Annotated in this window: 18 protein-coding genes; 2 read left to right on the top strand and 16 right to left on the bottom strand. The window is 72.4% G+C overall.

The genetic code is table 11. The features are described 5' to 3' along the window. Positions 1-121: 121 nt before the first annotated feature. The 14 genes from FHR56_RS06880 to ptsP all read right to left on the bottom strand — a co-directional run bounded on the left by FHR56_RS06880 (position 122) and on the right by ptsP (position 16,589). A complete protein-coding gene (locus FHR56_RS06880; RefSeq protein ID WP_160947416.1) occupies positions 122-1,375 on the bottom strand; it encodes a DegT/DnrJ/EryC1/StrS family aminotransferase in 1,254 nt (417 codons plus the stop codon). Continuing rightward, positions 1,365-1,763 (bottom strand): DMT family transporter, encoded by a 399-nt coding sequence (locus FHR56_RS06875; RefSeq protein ID WP_160947417.1) that lies wholly within the window; start codon positions 1,761-1,763, stop codon positions 1,365-1,367. The genes FHR56_RS06880 and FHR56_RS06875 overlap by 11 nt, the downstream gene beginning before the upstream one ends. Next, positions 1,760-2,122, bottom strand: a complete 363-nt coding sequence (locus FHR56_RS06870) for an EamA family transporter (protein ID WP_010342593.1) — start codon at positions 2,120-2,122, stop codon at positions 1,760-1,762. The genes FHR56_RS06875 and FHR56_RS06870 overlap by 4 nt, the downstream gene beginning before the upstream one ends. Continuing rightward, on the bottom strand, positions 2,122-2,949 hold the full coding sequence (locus tag FHR56_RS06865) for an alpha/beta fold hydrolase (RefSeq protein ID WP_160947418.1): 828 nt from the start codon (positions 2,947-2,949) through the stop codon (positions 2,122-2,124). Before FHR56_RS06865 ends, FHR56_RS06870 begins: the two co-directional genes overlap by 1 nt. Before the next feature lie 91 nt (positions 2,950-3,040). Next, on the bottom strand, positions 3,041-3,943 hold the full coding sequence (locus FHR56_RS06860; RefSeq protein WP_160947419.1) for an HlyD family efflux transporter periplasmic adaptor subunit: 903 nt from the start codon (positions 3,941-3,943) through the stop codon (positions 3,041-3,043). Further along, on the bottom strand, positions 3,940-4,704 hold the full coding sequence (locus FHR56_RS06855) for an ABC transporter ATP-binding protein (RefSeq protein WP_160947420.1): 765 nt from the start codon (positions 4,702-4,704) through the stop codon (positions 3,940-3,942). Before FHR56_RS06855 ends, FHR56_RS06860 begins: the two co-directional genes overlap by 4 nt. Further along, the gene (locus FHR56_RS06850; protein ID WP_160947421.1) at positions 4,701-5,834 is read right to left on the bottom strand and encodes an ABC transporter permease; all 1,134 of its coding nucleotides are present in this window, start codon (positions 5,832-5,834) and stop codon (positions 4,701-4,703) included. The genes FHR56_RS06855 and FHR56_RS06850 overlap by 4 nt, the downstream gene beginning before the upstream one ends. Continuing rightward, complete coding sequence (locus FHR56_RS06845; RefSeq protein WP_160947422.1) at positions 5,834-7,264, bottom strand: efflux transporter outer membrane subunit; 1,431 nt, start codon at positions 7,262-7,264, stop codon at positions 5,834-5,836. Before FHR56_RS06845 ends, FHR56_RS06850 begins: the two co-directional genes overlap by 1 nt. Beyond that, positions 7,261-8,682 (bottom strand): sensor histidine kinase, encoded by a 1,422-nt coding sequence (locus FHR56_RS06840; RefSeq protein ID WP_160947423.1) that lies wholly within the window; start codon positions 8,680-8,682, stop codon positions 7,261-7,263. The genes FHR56_RS06845 and FHR56_RS06840 overlap by 4 nt, the downstream gene beginning before the upstream one ends. After that, positions 8,679-9,386 (bottom strand): response regulator, encoded by a 708-nt coding sequence (locus FHR56_RS06835; protein WP_160947424.1) that lies wholly within the window; start codon positions 9,384-9,386, stop codon positions 8,679-8,681. Before FHR56_RS06835 ends, FHR56_RS06840 begins: the two co-directional genes overlap by 4 nt. Before the next feature lie 592 nt (positions 9,387-9,978). After that, positions 9,979-11,247, bottom strand: a complete 1,269-nt coding sequence (locus tag FHR56_RS06830; protein WP_160947425.1) for a carbohydrate porin — start codon at positions 11,245-11,247, stop codon at positions 9,979-9,981. A gap of 92 nt (positions 11,248-11,339) precedes the next feature. Beyond that, complete coding sequence (locus tag FHR56_RS06825; RefSeq protein ID WP_160947426.1) at positions 11,340-13,070, bottom strand: fructose-specific PTS transporter subunit EIIC; 1,731 nt, start codon at positions 13,068-13,070, stop codon at positions 11,340-11,342. Positions 13,071-13,125: 55 nt separating this feature from the next. Continuing rightward, on the bottom strand, positions 13,126-14,079 hold the full coding sequence (gene pfkB, locus FHR56_RS06820; RefSeq protein WP_160947427.1) for a 1-phosphofructokinase: 954 nt from the start codon (positions 14,077-14,079) through the stop codon (positions 13,126-13,128). After that, entirely contained in the window at positions 14,076-16,589 is a 2,514-nt protein-coding gene (gene ptsP / locus FHR56_RS06815) for a phosphoenolpyruvate--protein phosphotransferase (protein WP_160947428.1), read from the bottom strand. Before ptsP ends, pfkB begins: the two co-directional genes overlap by 4 nt. A 161-nt stretch (positions 16,590-16,750) precedes the next feature. Here ptsP and FHR56_RS06810 point away from each other — a divergent pair, with 161 nt between their 5' ends. Next, positions 16,751-17,731 (top strand): LacI family DNA-binding transcriptional regulator, encoded by a 981-nt coding sequence (locus FHR56_RS06810; RefSeq protein ID WP_019797533.1) that lies wholly within the window; start codon positions 16,751-16,753, stop codon positions 17,729-17,731. Between the two features lie 88 nt (positions 17,732-17,819). Here FHR56_RS06810 and FHR56_RS06805 read toward each other — a convergent pair whose 3' ends face one another. Together FHR56_RS06805 and FHR56_RS06800 are read right to left on the bottom strand one after the other, a co-directional pair. Beyond that, positions 17,820-17,996 carry a hypothetical protein gene (locus FHR56_RS06805; RefSeq protein ID WP_019797532.1) on the bottom strand — a complete coding sequence of 59 codons (177 nt, stop codon included), beginning with the start codon at positions 17,994-17,996 and terminating at the stop codon, positions 17,820-17,822. Between the two features lie 15 nt (positions 17,997-18,011). Beyond that, positions 18,012-18,335 carry a hypothetical protein gene (locus tag FHR56_RS06800; protein WP_048488963.1) on the bottom strand — a complete coding sequence of 108 codons (324 nt, stop codon included), beginning with the start codon at positions 18,333-18,335 and terminating at the stop codon, positions 18,012-18,014. A gap of 363 nt (positions 18,336-18,698) precedes the next feature. Between FHR56_RS06800 and FHR56_RS06795 the strand changes: the two genes are divergently transcribed. Beyond that, entirely contained in the window at positions 18,699-19,988 is a 1,290-nt protein-coding gene (locus FHR56_RS06795; protein ID WP_160947429.1) for a nucleotide sugar dehydrogenase, read from the top strand. Positions 19,989-20,006: the final 18 nt, after the last annotated feature.

Here is a 20,006-nt window from a genome sequence, read left to right as displayed (position 1 = left end):
TCAGCCGCGAGAGGCGTTACCGGTAATGCCCTCGCGGCTGAAGCCGCTCCTACAGGATGCTTCCCGTCGTCACGAGCGGCGCATTGTCATCGCGACGCTGGCGAAGCCGCCCGTCGCTCGATCAAGCGCTCGGCGCAGCGGCATGCACCAGATCGACATCCAGCGGCGCCGGTCCGACCGTGCCGGCGCAGGCCGCCTGCAGCGTGGCCACGATGGTCTCGAAGCGCGCCTCGTCCAGCCAGGGGCTGTTGCTGATGCTCAGGCAGCGTGCGGCGAAGTCGCGGGCGTTGGGCATCGGCGTGCGCTCGACGATGCCGTCCAGGTAATCGTAATCGGGCAGGGCATGCACGAACGGCACCGCCACGCCGAGCCCGCGCGGCCACAGTGCGGCCAGCACCGATTCGCGCGCGGCCGCCTCGGGCAGCAGCACCATCAGGATCGGCCAGCTGCCCTGGGCGCCGGGGGTATCGGCGATCACGGTCAGGCCGGGAATGCCGGCCAGGCGTGCGCTGCGGCGCCGACCCTGCTCACGGATCTGCGCCAGGAACGCCGGCCAGCGCGCGCTGGCGCGCACGCCGACGCCTTCGCGCCAGGCGCCGACGGCATGCTGGGCGATGGCCGTCCCGAAGCGGTCGCCGGCCGCGCCCACGCGGTCGCCGCGACGCAGTGCGCGGCGTACCGGTGCGCCGTACGCCCAGCGCAGCGGCTGCGGCCGGTACAGCGCGGCGTAGCCGAGCAGTTCCAGGCTGCGGCGCAGTTCCCAGCGCCAGTCGCGCTGGCCCAGGCGTGCGGCGGTGTCGGCGAGGCTGCGCTGCAGCGGCGCATGCCGCGACATCAGTAGCCCGCCTTCGTAGAGGGTCAAGCCCTTGCCGGCGGCCAGGCTGCAGAAGCCGATGTCGCCGCCCAGGCCGGCCGGGCGGCCGTCGGGGTGCACGCCGCCCAGCGCCTGCGCCGCGTCCTCGATCAGCAACGCGCCGCAGCCTTCGGCGGCGCGGCGCAGCGGCGCCAGGTCGGTCAGGCGCCCGCCGAGGTGGGTGGCGATGATCGCCAGGGTGTCGCTGCCGCAGCGTTGCGCCAACTGCGCCGGGTCCAGTTCCAGCGAGCCGGGCAGCAGATCGCACAACACCAACTGCAGGCCGCAGTGCGCCACTGCCAGCGCCACCAGCGGGCAGGTGTAGGCCGACACCAGCACCTGCCGGCGCCGGCTGGCCGCGGTCAGGGTGCGCAGCGCCACGATCAGCGCGGCGGTGCCGGAGCAGGTCAGCAGCGCCTGCGGCAGGCCGAGCGCAGTGGCCAGCCGCGTGCGCGGGCGGCCTGGCCACAGGTCGCGCCACTGCAGCGGCAGGCCCGCGGTCGGCGGCACCTCAATGCGCATCGGCGGGATCCGCGCGTTCGCCGATCGCCAGGCAGACGATGCCGGCGACGATCAGCGCCGCGCCCAGCGCCTGCAACAGGCCGATGTGTTCGTTGAACCACCAGGCCGACAGCAGCATCACGCTGACCACCTCCAGGTGCGAGGCGGCGAAGGCCGGGCCGATCGGCGCGTGCTCGAGCAGCTTCATCCAGGTGAAGAACGCACCGACGTAGCCCAGCAGCGCGGCGTACAGCCACGGGCTGCCCAGCAGGCGCAGCACCCAGGCCAGTTCGGCCTGCGGCGGAAACGCGTGGGTGCCGGCCAGCTTGAAGCCGATCTGGGCCAGGGTGTCGAAGCTCAGCAGCAGGGCGAAGCCGACCGCGTAGCGATGCAGCGGCGGCCGGCTCATGAGCCCAGCCCCACCACGGCCACGCCGGCGCTGACCAGACAGATGCCGGCCACCTGCATGCGCCCGAGGCGTTCGCCGAACAGCCAGCGCCCGGCCAGCATGATCGCCACGATGTTGATCGAGCCCAGCAGCACGCCGCGGCCCAGCGGCACCAGCGACAGGAACGCGGTCCAGGCGAGGAATTCGAACACGTAGCAGGCCACGCCGAACCACAGCTGCGGCTGCCGCGCCATGTGCTGCCAGCGCGCCATGCCGGTGCCCTGCGGGTGGCTGGCGACGTACTTGAAGGCCAACTGGCCGGCGGTGTCGAGCGCCACCGTCGCCAGCCAGATCGCCACCACCGAGCCGGTCATCGCCATCAGGCGGCGGCCTGCTGCGGGGCGGTGAGCGCCGCGAAGAACTGCGCCAGGCGCGCGCCGAGCACGCGCCGTTCGCGGTCCAGGGTGATCATGTGGTAGCTGTCGTGCAGCAGCAGCAGTTCGGTCGGCCCGGAGACGTTGGCGATCACCAGCCGCGCGTTGCGCAGGTCGGCGATGTCGTCCTCTGCCGCGTGCGCGACCAGGCACGGCGCGACCACCTTGGGCAGGTTGCGGCGCACGTCGCGCGAGAGCAGGTACATCTCGGCCAGCGCGTGCCACGGATTGCCGGGCAGGCCGGCGGCGCTGCTGTCGCCGCCGAGCATGGCGCTGCTGACCTGGGCGCGGATGCGCTCGTCGCGCAGGCCGTACGGCGGTTCTTCCAGGAACATGCGGCGCTTGCCGATGCCCAGGCGCTTGAACCACGGCAGCAGGAACGCCAGCCGCGCGCGCTTGGGGATGTTCCAGCCGTCGTAGCGGAAGGTGGCGCCGAGCACGCCGACGCCGTCCACCCACTGCGGCCGCTCCTGGGCCAGGCGCAACGCAAGCAGCGCGCCCATCGACAGCCCGGCCACGAACAGCCGGTCGACCTGCGGGCGCATCCGCGCGGCGGCGGCCTCGACGCTGGCGTACCAGTCGCGCCAACTGGTGGCCAGCAGGTCGTCCTCGTCGCCGCAGTGGCCGGCCAGCTGCACGCCGTGGACGCTGAAGCCTTCGCGGTTCAGGCTCTTGCCGAGCAGGCGCATCTCGCTGGGCGTGCCGGTCAGGCCGTGGATCAGCAGCACGCCGTTGCGGCCGCCTTCGAAGTGGAACTCGGCAGATTCGATCATTGGAATGGGCGCGGCTGCGCAGTCTCGGCAATCCGTGCAGGGTGGCCGCTGCGCGTTTCAGCAGCCTTTCGCCGCCGCCGCGGCGAAGGGGTCAGTGCTTGGCCGCGGCCGGATTGCGGAAGCGTACCAGCACGCGCTGGCCAATGCGCAGGGTCGAGGGCTGGGTGAAGGCCAGGACGCAGGCCACGCTGCGATCGTTGCCGGCGGGCGTGGCGTCGTCGTGCAGTTGGGTGGGGCCGTAGGCCGGCGCCAGCCAGCGCACCACCGCCTGGCCGAGCACGGTCTGGCGGCCGTCGTCGCTGATGACCTCGGCGGCCATGCCCGGAGTGACGCTGCCGGCATAGCTTTCGTTCAATTCGGCGCGGACCAGGCGCGGGGCGTCCGGCAGCAGGGTCAGCAGTGGCGCGTTGGCCTCGCTGCGTGCGCCGACCGCGGCCGACAGCTGCAGCACGCGCCCGGCGACCGGCGCCTGCAGCCGGTACTGCGCGCGCTGCAGCTCGGCCGCGCGCACCTGCGCGTCGGCCAGGGCCGCATCGCTGCGTGCGGTGTCCAGCGCGTCGACCAGGCTCTGCACCGCGTCGCTGGCGTCGTCGGCGCTCTGGCCGTCGCTGGCGCCCAGGCGCGCGGCCTCGGCCAGCCGCCGTTGCTTCTGCTGGGCGCTTTGCAGGCGCTGCTGCAGTTGTTTCAGGTGGGTGGCCGCGGCCTGCGCGCGGGTGCGGGCGATGTCCAGGTCGACCGCGGCGGCGCGGTCGTCGCCGGCGACCAGCAAGGCGCCTTTCTGCACCGCGTCGCCCTCGTGCACCGGCACCTCGCGCAGGGTCGCGGCGACCGGCAGGCCGAGCTTGAGCACGCCGCCCTCCACGTCGATGCGGCCGCGCGCCACCGCCAGGTAGGCGGCGGGGGCGGCGGCCGGCGCCGGGGCCGGCGTGCGGTCCGATGGCGCGCATGCGGCCAGCAGCAGGCTCAGCAGGGGCGCGGCGGCGAACGCTTTCATGGTGCGGGATTCCGTGAGGGCAGGGGCGAGGGCGGCGCGTTCACGCGGCGGTCGTCGAGGATGCGGCCGTCCTCCATCGACAGCACGCGGTCGGCGTGGCGGATCAGGCGCGGGTCGTGGCTCACGCACAGCACCATGGTGTTGTGGCGGCGCGCGATGCGGTGCAGCAGGTCGATCACGATCTGGCCGTTGCCGGCATCCAGCGCGCTGGTCGGTTCGTCGGCGAACAGCAGCGCCGGGTGCTTGGCCAGCGCGCGGGCGATCGCCACGCGCTGCTTCTCGCCGCCGGACAGCTCGGCTGGGCGCAGGTGCTGGCGGTGGGCGATGCCGACCTCGGCCAGCGCCTCTTCGGCGCGGCTGCGCACCTCGGCGGGGGCAAGGCCCATGTACTGCAGCGGCAGCCGCACCTGGTCCAGCGCGCACAGCGCCGGGAACAGGTTGAAGCCCTGGAAGATGAAGCCGGTATGGCGCAGGCGGAACTGCTCCAGTGCGGTGGCGCCGAGCGTGCCCAGCGCCTCGCCCAGCGCCAGCACCTGGCCGGCGTCGGCGCGCTGCAGGCCGCTGAGGATCGACAGCAGGGTGCTCTTGCCGCAGCCGGACGGGCCGGAGATCAGGGTCAGTTCGCCCGGCCACACCTGCAGTTCCACGTCGCGCAGCACCGGCGTGCGCAGGCTGCCGGAGACGAAGCTCTTGCACAGGCCGCTGCCGCTGAGCGTGGCGGCGGCCGGGTGCAGCGCGGCGGGGGCGACGATGCGGCTCATCGCAGCAGCAACGCCGGATCGGCGCGGCGCAGCCCGCGCAGCGCGGCCAGGGCCGAGACCACGGTCAGCAGCATCACCGCGCACACGCACAGGCCCCAGCCGCTGGCATTGAACGCCACCGGCACGTCGTGCGCGCGGGCCAGCGCGACCAGCGCCGCGCCCAGCGCGCTGGCGCCGATCAGGCCCAGCGCCCCGACCCAGGCCGCCTGTTCCAGCACCACCCAGCGCAGGTTGCGCATGCTCACGCCCAGCGCGTTGAGCGTGGCGTACTCGCGCGCGGCGCCGAGCACCGTGCCGAGCAGGGTCTGGCTGGTGATGGCCACGCCGACCAGCAGCACGATGCCGCCGAGGAACAGCACGCCGGAGCCGGCGCCGGTGTCGAACATCCAGAACAGGATGCTGCGCCGGGCGAAATCGTCGGCGCTCCAGGCTTCCACGCGTGGCCGCGTGATTGCGCCGTCGATCGCCTGCGCCACCGCCTGCGGGTCGGCGCCGGGGCGCAGCCTGGCCACCATGTACGTCGGCCAGTCCGGATGCGCGGTGTCGCTGTTGAGCGCGCGCGCGGTGTCCAGCGAGGCCAGTACGTTGACGCCGCCCAGCGCGCGCAGGCCGCGGCCGACCCCGATCACCCGCACGCGGTGGCCGTTGATGCGCGCGCTGCTGCCGACGCCGACGCCGAGCTTGTCCAGTTCCGCGCGGTCCACCACCACGGTGTCCGGTTCGCGCAGCGCCGCGCGCAGGGCGGGGCTGAGCAGGCGCGAGAACATCAGCCCGCCGTCGCGGGTGTCGATGCCGGAGATGTAGACAGATACCGCGCCGGTGTCGCCGGGGCCGCGCCAGTCGCCGTCGAACCAGATGAACGGCTCGATCTGCGCCACCCGCGGGTCGAGGTGCAGCGGCGCGGCCGCGTCCGGATCGATGGCGCGGCCCTGGTCCACGCTCTGCGTGCCGGGATAGCCCAGCCACAGGTCGGCGTCGGAGCCCGAGACATAGACGCTGGCGCTGCCGAAGATGCCCAGCACCAGTGCGGTCTGCAGCAGCAGCAACAGGCTGGCGAAGCCCACCGACACCACCACCGGCAGGAAGCGGCGCCACTCGTAGCGCAGGGTCTGGCGGGCCAGCGCGACCATCAGGGCTGCGCGCCTTTGCGGTCGCTGCCGTGACCGGCGCCGGGGATCGGCGCGGTGGCGCTGCCCAGCGCGGTGTGCAGGGCGACGTAGGCCAGGTCGCGCTGGCGCTGCGCTTCCAGCAGTTCTAGCGCCGCCTGGTCGCGCGCGGCCTGCTGCGTGGCCACGTCCAGATCGCTGCCCAGGCCCAGCCGCCGGCGCTGTTGCGCCGCCTCGGCGACCTGCTGCTGCGCCTGCAGCACCTGCTGCTGGGTCTCGGTGTTGCGCCGCTGCTGCTCCAGCGTGGTCAGCGCAGTCTCGACCTCGTTGACCGCGTCCAGCACGGTCTGCCGGTAGGCCAGGGTGGCCGCTTCCAGCAGGTCGCCGCGCGCCTTGGCCCTGGCCTGGCGGATGCCCCAGTCGAACAGCGGGATGTCGATCACCGGGCCGAACGAGGCGATGCCGTGGGTGGCGGTGCGGCGGTGGCTCAGCAGGCTGGTCGACCAGCGGATCGCGCCGCCCAGGCCGATGCTGCCGTAGCGGTCGGCGCGGGCGATGCCCAGCGCGCCGGCGGCGCTGATCACCTCGGCCTCGTGCGCCGCGATGTCCGGGCGTCGCCGCAGCAGGTCGGCCGGCACGCTGTCGACCGCGGCGATCTGCAGTTGTCCCGGCGCGGTGGTGGCCGCGGCCGCGCTCCATGCCGGGTCGGGCGTGTCGCGGCCCAGCAGCACCGCCAGGCGCCGCGCCGCGGCGGCGGCGGCATCGCGCGGCTCGTTCACCGCGCCCTGCGCCTGCAGCGCCGCGGCCTGCGCCTGTGCGGCGGTGGCCGGCGCGGCCAGATGCAGGTCGACCAGGGTCTGTTGCAGGCTGGCCTGGCGCTGGCGTGCGCTGGCGATGTCCTGCAGCAGGCGTTCGGCCTGCTGCGCGTGGCGCAGGTCGATCCAGTTGTGCGCCACGTCGGAGATCGTCGCCGCGCGCACCTGCGCCAGGTTGGCCTGGGCGCTCTGCAGGTCGCCGCGGGCCACGCGGTTGGTGGCTTCGCCGCGGCCGAACAGCGGCAGCTCCCACTCCGAATCCACACCCACGACCAGGAACGAGGCGCTGGCGTCCGGGTCGATCGGGTCCTCGGTGCGCGCGCGCAGTTGCGGCCGCAGGGTGGCGTCGGCGACCGCGTCCAGCCGCCGCGCCGCGCGCAGCCGTGCCAGCGCCTGGCCGACCTCGAGATCGTCCCGCAGCGCCTGCGCGACCAGCGCGTCGAGCTGCGGATCGTGGAAATCCTGCCACCAGGCGCTGCCCGGCGGGCGCGTCGCGGCCGCCTGCGGCGTCGCGCTGCTCCACTGTGCGGGCAGCGACGGCTGGCGCAGGTCGGGGATGGGCTGGCTGGCGCAGCCCGTCAGCGCGAGCGCGGCGGCCAGCCCCAGCACGCTGGCCGGGCGAAAGCGGATCCGGTTCATGCCTGCGGCTCCGCGTCGGCCGGCAGGTCCAGCTCCGCACGCAAGCCACCCAGCGCCGAGCGCCGGTAGCGCAGCGTGGCGTGGTGGCGGGCGGCGATGTTGGCGACGATCGCCAGGCCCAGGCCGGTGCCGCCTTCGGGCGCGTCCGGGGCACGGAAGAAGCGCTCGCCCAGGCGCGGCAGCAGGGCCTCGTCGATGCCGCTGCCGGCGTCGTCCACCGCCAGGCGCACGGACTGCGGCTCGCGCCGCAGGCTGACCGTGACCACGCGCCCGGCGGCATGGCGGAAGGCGTTGTCCAGCAGGTTGTCGAGCAGTTCGCGCAGCGCATAGGCATCGGCGGCCACCCAGGCGGGCGTGTCGTCATCGCCGCCGTCGTAGCCCAGGTCCACCCCGGCGTGCAGCGCGTCGGGGATGCGCTCGGCCAGGGCCTGCGGCAGCCATTGCGCCAGGTCCAGCGGCAGCAGTGGGCGGATGCTCTCGCGCGGCGCCTGGGTGCGGGTCAGCGCCAGCAACTGGGTGGAGGTGCGGGTGGCGCGGTCGGTCAGCTGGCGGATGTGTTGCAGCGCCTGTGCGCTGTCTCCCGGGCGCTGGCTGGCCTGGGCGCGCTGCACGTGCATGCTCAGCCCGGCCAGCGGCGTGCGCAGTTGGTGTGCGGCGTCGGCGAGGAAGCGTTCCTGCAGCGCCATCATGTGCTTGAGGCGGCCAAGCAGGCCGTCGATGGCCTGGGTCAGCGGCAGGATCTCCACCGGGATGTCCGGCCCGGACACCGGGCTGAGGTCGCGCTGGCTGTCGTCGAGCCGGCGCACCGCCGGCTCCAGCATGCGCAGGCCGACCCGCACGCCGTGCCAGACCAGCACCAGCAGGGAACAGGTGAGCAGCAGTTCGGTCGGCAGCATCAGCACCAGGATCTCGCGGGCGCGGCGATGGCGGTCGTCCAGGGTCTCGGCCACCGACACGGTGAGCCAGTCGCCCGGCTCCAGCGCCGAGGGCAGCAACAGGCTGGCCACGCGCACCGGCACGCCGTTGTCCATGCGGTCGTCGTACAGCATCACCCGGCCGACCTCGGCCGGATCCGGGTGCATCGGAATCGGCTGGGTGCTGCCGCTGATCACCCCGTGGCGACGGCTGTCCAGCTTGAAGAACACCCGGCCATCGCTGCTGTACTCCAGCAGTTGCCGCGCCTGCAGGGTCAGCGGCATGCGCTCGCCGGGGTCGTTGACCGCGTTGGCCAGGCCCTGGGTGTCCTCCTTCAGGTCCATGTCGTGGACGTGATTGGTGTACTTGAGCATCAGCAGGTAGAACAGCGCCGACACCACCAGCATCAGCAGCACGGTCGGAATCAGCAGGAACGCCAGCAGTCGCTGGCGCAGGCTGGGATGGCGGTAGGCCGGCGCGTGCGCGGCGGTGGTCGCGCTCACTGCGGGATCTGTGCGTGGTCGGCGGCCGGTGAGGCGGCGCGCGACTCCTCCAGCAGGTAGCCCAGGCCGCGGATGGTGCGGATGCCGACGCCGGCGCCATGCAGCTTGCGCCGCAGGCGGTGCATGGAGATGTCCAGGCCGTTGTCGGTGATTTCGTGTTGCCAGTCGCACAGCGCCTCGGTCAGCTGGCTGCGGCTGACCACGCGCCCGCTGCGCAGCAACAGGGTCTCCAGCAGCGCGAACTCGCGTGCGGTCAGGTCCAGCGGCTGGTCCTGCAGCCACACCCGGCGCCCGGCCAGGTTGATGCGCAGTTGCCCCAGCACCAGTTCCGGCACCCCGCCGCTGCTGCTGCGGCGCAGGAGCGCGCGGGTGCGGGCGAGGAACTCGGACAGTTCGAAGGGCTTGATCAGGTAGTCGTCGGCGCCCTGGTCGAGCGCGCGGATACGGTCTTCCACCGCGTCGCGCGCGGTCACCACCAGCACCGGGATCTCGTCGCGGCGGGCGCGCAGGCGCTGCAGTACCTGCAGCCCGTCGCGGCGTGGCAGGCCCAGGTCCAGGACCAGTAACTGATAGCTTTCGCTACCGAGCGCGCGTTCGGCGGCGGCACCGTCGCTGACATGGTCCACCACGTGCCCGCACTCGGCGAGCGAGTCGCGCAATGCAACGGCAATGGACGTATCGTCTTCGGCAACCAGGATGCGCATGACGCGAATGCTTGCAACGGGGATGTGGGAAAACCGTCGTAATCGGCGGCCGCGAAGTCAGTACGTTCACATACGTCGATGTAGCTTCGGTGGAGACTGCATCCAGATTCTGCGATGCGGTGATGACGATTGTCATCCATGACATCGTTCGCGCGCTCCCGGTCCTGACCCTACAGGGTAGGAAAAATCCTATAGCCGGCCACGGCATCCGCCGATCCTCACGCCCCCGGGGCGGCGGCATCATGCATGTGTCGGCAACGTCACCGCTCCCGCGCCAGGGAGGCGGCTCGCACGGAATCGAACGGATCTCGATTCGCCGGCCACGTTTCGCTCCCGCAGACGCCGAAGGATCGGCGCAGCGCCACTGCGATCGGAATCAGAGGGAAGAAAACGCACGAGGCCCCGGCATGCCGGGGCCTCGTGCGTTCAACGTGCTGCTATCGAGCAGGAATCATGTCGGCATCACGCACGGCAGGCCCGGTCTGTACCATGCCGTCAGCGCCACACCGCGCGCCACGCCTGCACGCGACCCCTCAGGCCGCAATCCGCGGCCTTTGCGAATCCCCAATCCCGAATCCCAAATCCCGGCCCCTCAGAGCGCCCAGTCCAGCCGCAACCCCGCCACCAGGGCATTGGGCAGGTCGCGGGTGCGCGCCGGCTCGTTGAACTGGTCCGGGTGCACGATGTAGTGCAGGTTCGGGGCGATGCGCAGCTGCGGGGTCACCTGGATGCCGTAGCTCAGTTCCATCATGGTCTGGGAGCGGTGCGGGGTGCCGCTGCCGCCGGCCGCCGCGCGCGCCAGGCGCAGGTCTTCCAGGGCGTCGTCGCTGTAGTGCTGCTGGGTGACGACGAAGGCGATGTTGTCCTGCGGGCGGCTGGCGAAGGTGCCGCGCTGGACCAGGCCCAGTTCCAGGAAGTGGTCTTCGATCAACTGCCCGGAGGTGCCCTTGAGCGCCGAGCCGAACAGCACCAGGCCACGGTTGCTGTCCGGGTCGGGGCGGGTGACCTGCTGCTCGAAGCGCACGAACGCGCCGGAGCGGCCGTTGCGATTGGCGTAGTCCAGCCCGCTCAGCCGCGCCGGGTTGCCGTTGCGGTCGTTGAGCGGATCGCGGTAATCGGAGTTGTCCTGCCAGCCGCCGATCTCGTACATCGCCGGCAGGCGCGCGCCGCTGGCCTGGGTGGTGTAGCCGATCGCGTAGGGCACGATCACCCCGGTGCGGTCGTTGGTGCTCCAGTTCAGGCCGTGCTGGCCGCGTTCGGCCTGGATCGGGTTGACCTCGTAGGCGCCGACGTGGACGTAGACGTTCGGGGTCACCCAGGCCTTGGCGTGCGCGGCCCAGCTCGACACCGGCCAGTAGGTGAAGTTGCTGGTGCGGAACACGAAGGTGGGGTTGCCGCAGGCCGAGTTGCCCTGGAAGTAGTTGCACAGGTCCGAGCCCAGGAAGTGGATGTTGGCCACGCTGCGGCCGGCCTCCAGTTCCAGGCGGTCGTTGAACAGCTTCTGGTCGATGGTGAAATTGGCCAGGCGGGTGCCCTGGCCACCGTAGATTTCCTGCACCGAGGTGCTGTTGCCGATGTTGCCGTTGGCCAGGTTGGTGCCGTGGCGGTTGATGCCATAGACCTTCAGCGTCGCGCCGTTCCAGCCCATCAGCCGTTGCAGGTCCACGTCGGTGCCGAACATCAGCTGGCCGGCGTAGGCGCTGCCCTGGTGCTTGCCGCCATCCAGCGAGACCGCGCCTTCGCCGGTGTAGGCGAGCTTGGGCGTGAACGCATCGCTGGCGTCCTGGGCATGGGCCAGCGGCGCGGCGAGGGCCAGCGCCAGGGTGGCCACGGGCAGGTGCGAGACGAGGGAACGGGACATGGCGGAACTCCTCAGCAGGAAAAGGCCGGCGCGCCGCCAGCGGCGACGGGGGGAGGGGCATCGCATGGCGACGCGCCGGCACATGGACGGGATCAGGCGACGACCGGCTTCTTCAGCACCCGCAGCGCCACCGCGGTGACCACGGTGCCGGCGAGCAGCGCCACCAGGTACATCCCCAGGTGGCTGACCGCATTGGGGATCGGCAGCACGAACACGCCGCCGTGCGGCACCTTCAGTTCGGCGCCGGCGGCCATCGAGATCGCGCCGGCCAGCGCCGAGCCGAGCATCAGCGCGGGGATGGTGCGCAGCGGGTCGCGCGCGGCGTACGGGATGGCGCCTTCGGTGACGAAGGCCAGGCCGAGCACGCCGGTGGCGGCGCTGCTGCCGCGCTCCTCCTGGGTGAAGCGGCTGCGGAACACCCAGGTGGCCAGGGCGATGCCCAGCGGCGGGGTCATGCCGGCGACCATCGCCGCGGCCATCGGCGTGTACACCTGGCTGGCGATCAGGCCGGTGGAGAAGGCGTAGGCGGCCTTGTTGACCGGCCCGCCCATGTCGAAGGCCATCATCGCCCCCAGCAGCAGGCCTAGCAGCACCGCGCTGCTGCCCTGCATGCCGCGCAACCACTCGGTGAGCCAGGCCAGCAGTTCGGCCACCGGCTGGCCGACCACATAGAGCATGGCCAGGCCGACCAGCAAGGTGCCCAGCACCGGCAGGATCAGCACCGGCTTCAGGCCCTCCAGGGTGCGCGGCAGCTTGATCGCGCGGTTCAGCGCGGCCACGCCGTAGCCGGCGATGAAGCCGGCCAGGATGCCGCCGATGAAGCCGGCGCCGAGGTTGGCCGCGACCATGCCGCCGATCATGCCCGGGGCGATGCCGGGGCGGTCGGCGATGGAGTAGGCGATGTAGCCGGCCAGGGCGGGCACCATCAGGGTGAAGCCGGCCTTGGCACCGATCTGGAACAGCGACCAGGCCAGGGTGCCCTTGTGCGCGTCGTCGAAGGCGTAGATGCCGCCGAGCGCGAACGCCAGCGCGATCAGCAGGCCGCCGGCGGTGACGAACGGCAGCATGAACGACACGCCGGTCATCAGATGCTTGTACGGGCCGGCGGAGCGGCCGCCCTGCGCCTTGGTCGGCGCACTGGCGCCGTTGCCGGCCGCATGCACGCTGGCCTCGGCCAGGGCCTTGCGGATCAGCGCCGGGCCGTCGTTGATCGCCGGCTTGGTGCCGCTCTTGAACAGGCGCTTGCCGCCGAAGCGGCCCAGGTCGACCTCGCGGTCGGCGGCGATCAGCACCAGGTCGGCGGCGGCGATCTCCTCGGCGCTGAGCGCGTCCTGGGCGCCGACCGAGCCCTGGGTCTCCACCCGGATCTGGTGGCCCAGCGCCTTGGCCGCCTGCTGCAGGCCTTCGGCGGCCATGAAGGTGTGGGCGATGCCGGTGGGGCAGGAGGTGATGGCGACGATGCGCTTGCCGGCGCCCTCGGCGCTGCCGCCCGCGTCTGCAACGGCGGCCGTGGTCGCCGCGGCGCCCGCCAGCAGCGGCGCCAGCACCGCGTCGGCATCGGCCAGCACCGCGTCCAGGCTGCTGCGCTGCACGCGGCGGCCGGCGAAGCGGGCGGCATCGGCGTCGCCGTCGCCGACCAGCAGCAGCGGCGCGGCGGCGGTTGCCGCGGCCAGGTCCAACGGCGCGATCACGCCCTGCGGCGTGCGCACCTCGGCCTGCAGCACCGCGCCCCGCGCCGTGGCGGCATGGCGCAGCGCCTCGGCGGCGAGGACGGCTTCGGTACTGCGATCGCCAGCGGCGATCACCACGAGGATCGGATTCATGCGGGCTCCCGATGAGCGCAAGGGGGCGCGGCGCACAGCAGCGACGCGGCGGAAGTCATGCCAGGGTCTCCAGGCGGACCGCGGCGGCCAGCGCCGGCAGGCGCTCGCGCGGCAGGCGGCGGGCGACGCCGCTGCCCAGCGTGGCCACGGCGAAGGCGGTGGCCTGGCGCGCGCAGGTCGCCAGGTCGGCGTCGGCGCGCAAGGCCGCGACCAGGCCGGCGACCATCGCATCGCCGGCGCCGACGCTGCTGCCGCCAGTCAGTTGCGGCGGCTGCGCCAGCAGCGCCTGCTCGCCGCGCACGAACAGCGCACCGTCGGTACCCAGCGACACGGCGACCAGGCCGATGCCGCGCGCCAGCAACGCGCGCGCGGCGCCGAGCAGGTCGGCGGTGGCGGTCAGCGGCGTACCGGCCCATTCCTCCAGTTCGTGGCGGTTGGGCTTGATCGCGAACGGCAGTTGCGGGCGCGGCGCGTCCAGTGCGGCGTGCAGCGGCGCACCGCTGGTGTCCAGCAGCACCCGCGCGCCGGCGGCGGCGGCCTGCGCCTGCAGTTGCCGCCAGGTGTCCTCAGCCAGGCCGGCGGGCAGGCTGCCGCTGAGCACCACCGGCAGGCCGGGGCGCAGCAGTTCGGCCAGGCGCGCGCCGATGGTGTCGAGCTGCGCCTGGTCCAGGGCCAGGCCGGGCAGGTTGATGTCGGTGGTGGCGCCGCTGTCGGCGGCCACCAGCTTGAGGTTGCTGCGGGTGTCGCCGGGCACGCGCAGGCAGCGGTCGTCGATGCCGCGTTCGGCGAACAGGGTCTCGAACACCGGCGCATTGCCGGCGCCGAGCACGCCGAGCGCGGCGCAGCGCAGGCCGGCATCGGCCAGGCAGGCGGCGACGTTGATGCCCTTGCCGCCGGCGATGGCGTGGGCGCTGCGTGCGCGGTGCACCTGGCCCGGTTGCAGCCGGTCGATCGCCACGGTCAGGTCGATCGCCGGATTCAGCGTCACGGTGACGGCATCGACGCTCATGCGCCGGCTCCGCCGTCGAGCGCCCGCACCTCGGCCGCGCTTTCGCAGTCCAGGGCGCGCTGCGCCAGCGCCTGCAGCGCGTCCAGGCGGCTGCCGCGCAGGCGCGCCTTCACCGCGGGGATGTCGTTGGGCGTCATCGACAGTTCGTGCACGCCCAGCCCGGCCAGCAGCGCCGCGCCGAATGCATCGCCGGCCAGGCCGCCGCACACGCCGACCCAGCGGCCGTGGCGCGCCGCGCCCTCGACGGTGGTGCGGATCAGGCGCAGCACCGCCGGGTGCAGGCTGTCGGCCTCGGCGGCCAGGTCCGGGTTCTGGCGGTCGATGGCCAGGGTGTACTGGGTCAGGTCGTTGGTGCCGATCGAGAAGAAGTCCGCGTGCTTGGCCAGTGCATCGGCCTGGATCGCCGCCGCCGGCACTTCGATCATGATGCCCAGCGGCACCTCCGGTGCCTGCAGCTCCGCGCGCAGGCACTCGCATTCGGCGCGCAGCGTCAGCAACTCCGCGGCCGACGTGATCATCGGGAACATGATCGCCAGGCGCGCGCCGTCCTTGGCCGCGCGGTACAGCGCGCGCAGCTGCGGTTGCAGCAGGTCGGCGCGGCGCAGCAGCAGGCGCGCGCCGCGCACGCCCAGGAACGGGTTGTCCTCGCGCGGCAGGTTCAGGTGCGCGACCTGCTTGTCGCCGCCGATGTCCAGCGCGCGCACGATCAGCGCGCGGCCGTCCAGCGCCTGCGCCATCGCGGTGTAGGTGGCGTATTGCTCGTCCTCGCTGGGGGTGCTGCCGCGCTCCAGGAACAGGAATTCGGTGCGCATCAGACCCACGCTCTCGGCGCCCTGCGCCAGCGCCGCGGCGACCTGCTCGGGCAGGTTGACGTTGGCGCCGATCTCCAGGCGATGGCCATCCTCGGTCTGCGCCGGCTGGTTGCGCTGCTCGGCCTCGCGCGCACGCAGCTGCTGCTGTTCGTCGATGTAGGCGCGGGCCGAGGCCAGGTCGGCCTCAGACGGCGCCAGGTACAGGCGGCCGCTGCTGCCGTCGACGATGACGGTGGCGCCATTCTCCAGGTCCAGCAGGTCGGCGCCGCCGGCGACCAGCGCCGGCAGCCCGAGGGTGCGCGAGAGGATCGCGGTGTGCGAGGTCGGGCCGCCCACGGCGGTGGCCAGGCCGAGCACGCGACCGGTGTCGAGGTTGGCGGTATCCGACGGCGACAGGTCGTGGGCGAGCAGGATGCACGGCGCGGCCGGCAGCTGCTCCAGGCTGCCGCCGGCCAGGCTCGGATCCAGTTGCGCCAGCACCCGGCGGCCGACGTCGCGCAGGTCGCTGGCGCGCCCGGCCAGCACTGCATTTCCCAGCGCCGAGAGCTTGTTGGCCAGGCGCTCCACCGACTGCTGCCAGGACCAGGCGACGCCGTGGCCCTCGACCATCAGCTGGCAGGCCAGGGTGATCAGGTCGGTGTCGTTGAGCAGTTCGGCCTGGGCGCGGAAGATCGCCGCGTCGCCAGCGCCGAGCCGGCGCCGGGTGTCCTCCTCGATGGCCTGCAACTGCGCGCGGGTGCGCTGCAGGGCGTCGTGCAGCAGGGCGCCGCCGTCGCTCAGCGGCACCGGCGTGTCCGCCACCGCGACGGCGTGGCCGGCCAGTTTGTGCACCACGCCGATCGCCAGCCCGGGGCTGGCGCCGATGCCGACGATGGCCGGCTGCGCCTGCGGCGGGGTCCAGCCGGCGACCGGCGCGGCGCGGCGCTGCGCCGCCGCCTCGGCGTCGGCCTGTTCCTGGGCGGTCAGGCCGTCGATCACGCTGCGCAGCCGCGCCAGCGCCGCCGCGGCGTCCTGGCCTTCTGCGGAAATGGTCACCGTGTCGCCGGCATGCAGGCCCAGCTGCAGCAGCGACACCAGGTTCTTGGCGTCGCCGACCTGGTCGCCGGCACGCACTTGGATGCGGGCGGCGAACCCGCGCGCGGTTTCCACCCAGCGCGTGGCCGGACGCGCGTGCAGGCCGGTGGGGTAGCGCACGGTCCAGTCGAAGCGTTCGGCCAGGTCGCTGGCCGGGGCGGCGGGCGCGGTGGGGGCCGCGTCCTCGCTCAGCGCGGCGACGATCGCCTGCGGATCGTCGCTGGCGAACAGCGCCTCCAGCCGCGGCGGGTCCTGGATCAACCGGGTCAGCCGCCGCAACAGGGCGATATGGGTGTCGGACTGGGCGGCGATGGCGACCACCAGGCGCGTGGTCTGGCCCGGGTTCCACTCCACGCCGTCGCGGAGCTGCAGCACCGCGATGCCGTCGCGGCGCACCAGGTGGCGGTCTTCGCCGGTGCAGTGCGGGATCGCCACGCCGTGGCCCAGGAAGGTGTTGGCCAGCGCTTCGCGGCGCAGCATGCTGGCCTCGTAGGCCGGCGGCACGCAGCCGGCGGCGACCAGCAACTGCGCCGCCTGGGCGATCGCGTCGGCCTTGTCGCGGGCCTGGACATCGATCCGGACCAGATCGCTGGAAACCAGGGGGGAGGAGGGCGTCTGGGACACGCAGGTTCCTTGAGGGTGGGCGGCGAGTGGGCGCAGTGTGGGAACGTTCCCAGTCAATCGTCAATGTGCAGTGCACAAATCCTTCGGAAAAGCCCGGTGCTACTATCTCCTCACGCTAGGCGACAGGGAGTGGAAATGAAAATGATGCGGGAACGTTGCCAGTGAGCGTCAGCATCCATGACGTGGCCCGGGTCGCCGGTGTCTCGACCTCGACGGTGTCGCGCGCGCTGGGCCACGGCCCGGTCAGCGAAGAGGTACGGGCACGGGTGGAAGCGGCGGTGCGCGAGACCGGCTACCGCCCCAACCTGATGGCGCGGCGGCTACGCTCGCAGCGTTCCGGGGTGGTGGGCCTGATCGTCGCCGACATCCGCAATCCGTTCTTCACCGCGGCCATCCGCGCGGTCGAGGACGTGGCCTACCGCGCCGGCATGCGTGTGATCCTGTGCAACACCGACGAGGATCCGCAGCGCGAGGCGCTGTATCTGCAACTGATGCAGGAAGAGCGGGTCAGCGGTCTGATCTTCGCCCCCACCCGCACCACCCAGGGCCAACTGGGCAAATTGACGTTCGATCATCCGGTGGTGCTGCTGGACCGCGCCGGCAAGGGCGGCACCCACGACAGCGTGGTGCTCGACAACGCGGCGGCGATGGCCGCGCTGGTCGACCATCTGGTCGGCCGTGGCGTGCGCCGCATCGGCGGCCTGTTCGGCAAGACCAGCAGCACCGCTGCCGAGCGCCGCGACGGCTATCTGGAGGCGATGCGCGGGCATGGCCTGGCCCCGGACTACCGCGAGGTGGCACCGAGCGCGGAGGCGGCGATCGCCGAAGTCCAGGCCTGGCTGACGCAGACGCCGCGGCCGGATGCGCTGGTGGCCAGCAACAGCCTGTTGTTGATGGGCGCGATGAAGGCCGCGCGCGGCGCCGGCCTGCGCATTCCGCAGGACCTGGCCCTGGCCGGTTTCGATAACGAAAGCTGGACCGATCTGGTCGAACCCGGCATCACCGTGATCGAACAGCCGGTGGAAGAGATGGGCCGCACCGCCATGTCGTTGCTGCTGGAGCGGATGAACGCGCCGACGCAGCCGACCCGCAAGGTGGTGCTCAGCGGCCGCTGCATCGTGCGCGGCTCGAGCCTGCGCTGACGCCGCACGTCTGGTCGGTAGGGTAGCGGGAGGTTGCCGCTGCGGGGACGAGGGTCTGCCGCAGCGGGAGTGGCTTGCTTCTTATTAGTTACTCGCTGCCGTCCGGGCGCGGATAGTCGTGTTCCGGATCGGCGTGGTCGCGTTTGGGGTCGCTATCGGGTTGATCGCGATCGGTCCATTGCGCGTCGTCGTTGTGGATCTTGTCGGGCGTCTGGCTGCGTTGCTGCGGATCGTGGGCGTTGTCGCGGTTGGCGGGCGGGGACATGGCGGACCTCGTGGATCAGGCGGGGGTGTGCGCCGGATCGGGGCTGCGGTCGCGCTGCTCGGATCCGTCGAGGCGTGCCCAGCAGGCGACGACCAGGGTTTCGGCATCGCTCCAGGCGATGCGCGGCCAGGGGTGCTCGGCGTCGTAGCGCTGACGCAGGCGCTGCAGGCGCACGTCGTTGGATTCGCGTGGCAACTGCAGGAACACGTCGCAGGCCATCTTGATCAGACGCGCATGCTCGCTGAACGATTGCGACCCCAGTTTGCCCGCCGCGTGCAGCGCTTTCCAATGCGCCAATTCGGCTTCGACATCCACGAGCAGGCTCGGAGCGTGACTCACGCGAGTTCTCCTTGAGTAAGAGGGAAGAGAGAGGCGGCTGGTGCCCCCCTGGCAGCAACCGCTCCATCACCCTAGGCCCTGATGCGTAAAGGTCAGGTGGTGCTGGCGTGGTGTGCGTGACAAAAGTCGCACGTGCCAGGCGGCAAAGCGTGATGTAGCGCGCCGACTTTCACGTACGGCGTTGTGAAGGCGGGCGCCAGCGCGTGTGAAGACGCACCGCGCGCGACGCGTCGGGCATGTCGCAGATCGGCTTGGTCCGTGCCGGTGGCGCGGCTTACCATGGGCGAGGTCCGCACGCGCGGACATCCCCATCCACCACCATGCGCCGACGGCCGCCGCTGCCGGTGCCCGCGAAGGACTGGCATGCCCGTTGCCCCCGTGTTCGATTCCGCGCCGCCGCGCATCGCCGTGATTGGCCTCGGCTACGTCGGCCTGCCGCTGGCGGTGGCCTTCGGTGCCCGCCACGACACGCTCGGCTACGACATCGATGCGCAGCGCGTGGCGCAATTGCGCGCCGGGCACGACCAGACCCTGGAACTGGAGGCCGAGGAATTGCGCGCCGGCGTGCACCTGCGCTACAGCAACGACGCGGCGGAACTGCGCGACCGCAACGTGTATATCGTCACCGTGCCGACCCCGATCGATGCGCAGGAACAGCCCGACCTGCAGCCGCTGCGCCAGGCCAGCGAACTGCTGGCCGGCGTGCTCAAGCGCGGCGACCTGGTGATCTACGAGTCCACCGTCTATCCGGGCACCACCGAAGAGGTGTGCGTGCCGTTGCTGGAGCAGGGCTCGGGATTGCGCTGCGACATCGACTTCCACTGCGGCTACAGCCCGGAGCGGGTCAATCCCGGCGACCGCCAGCGGCGCCTGGCCGACATCCGCAAGATCACCTCCGGGTCGAACCCGGCCGCCGCCGAGGCGGTGGACGCCCTGTATGCCGGCATCATCGCCGCCGGCACCTGGCGCGCGCCGTCGATCCGCGTGGCCGAGGCGGCCAAGGTGGTGGAGAACATCCAGCGCGACGTCAACATCGCCCTGGTCAACGAACTGGCGCTGATCTTCGACCGGCTCGGCATCGACACCCAGGACGTGCTGGACGCGGCCGGCACCAAGTGGAACTTCCTGCCGTTCCGGCCGGGCCTGGTCGGCGGCCACTGCATCGGCGTGGATCCTTACTACCTGCTGCACAAGTCCGAGAGCGTCGGCTACCACCCGGACCTGATCCACACCGCGCGCCAGGTCAACAACCGGGTCGGCGCGCACGTCGCCGCGCGGGTGCAGGCGCTGCTGGCCGGCAAGGGCGTGGCGATGGCCGATGCGTCGGTGCTGGTGCTCGGCGTCACCTTCAAGGAGAACTGCCCGGACCTGCGCAACAGCCGCGCGCTGGAACTGGTGCAGGCGCTGGCCGCGGCCGGCGCCCGCGTCGACGCCTGCGATCCCTGGGCCGATCCGCAGGCGGCGCAGGCGCACGGCGTCGCCCTGTTGCCCGACCCGGTGCCCGGCCGCTACGACGCGGTGGTGCTGGCGGTGGCGCACGCGGCCTACCGCGACCTGGATGCCGCCCAGATCCGGGCGCTCGGCAAACCCGACCTGGTGGTCTACGACGTCAAGTCGGTGTGGCCGCGCGCGGCGGTGGACGACCGCCTCTAGCATGCCGCCGAGCGCCGT

It is taken from the genome of Xanthomonas sp. F10 (genome assembly GCF_014206815.1).
GTDB classification, from domain to species: domain Bacteria; phylum Pseudomonadota; class Gammaproteobacteria; order Xanthomonadales; family Xanthomonadaceae; genus Xanthomonas_A; species Xanthomonas_A indica.
Note: the sequence above shows the minus strand (reverse complement) of the source record. Positions and strands in the feature narration are given on the sequence as shown.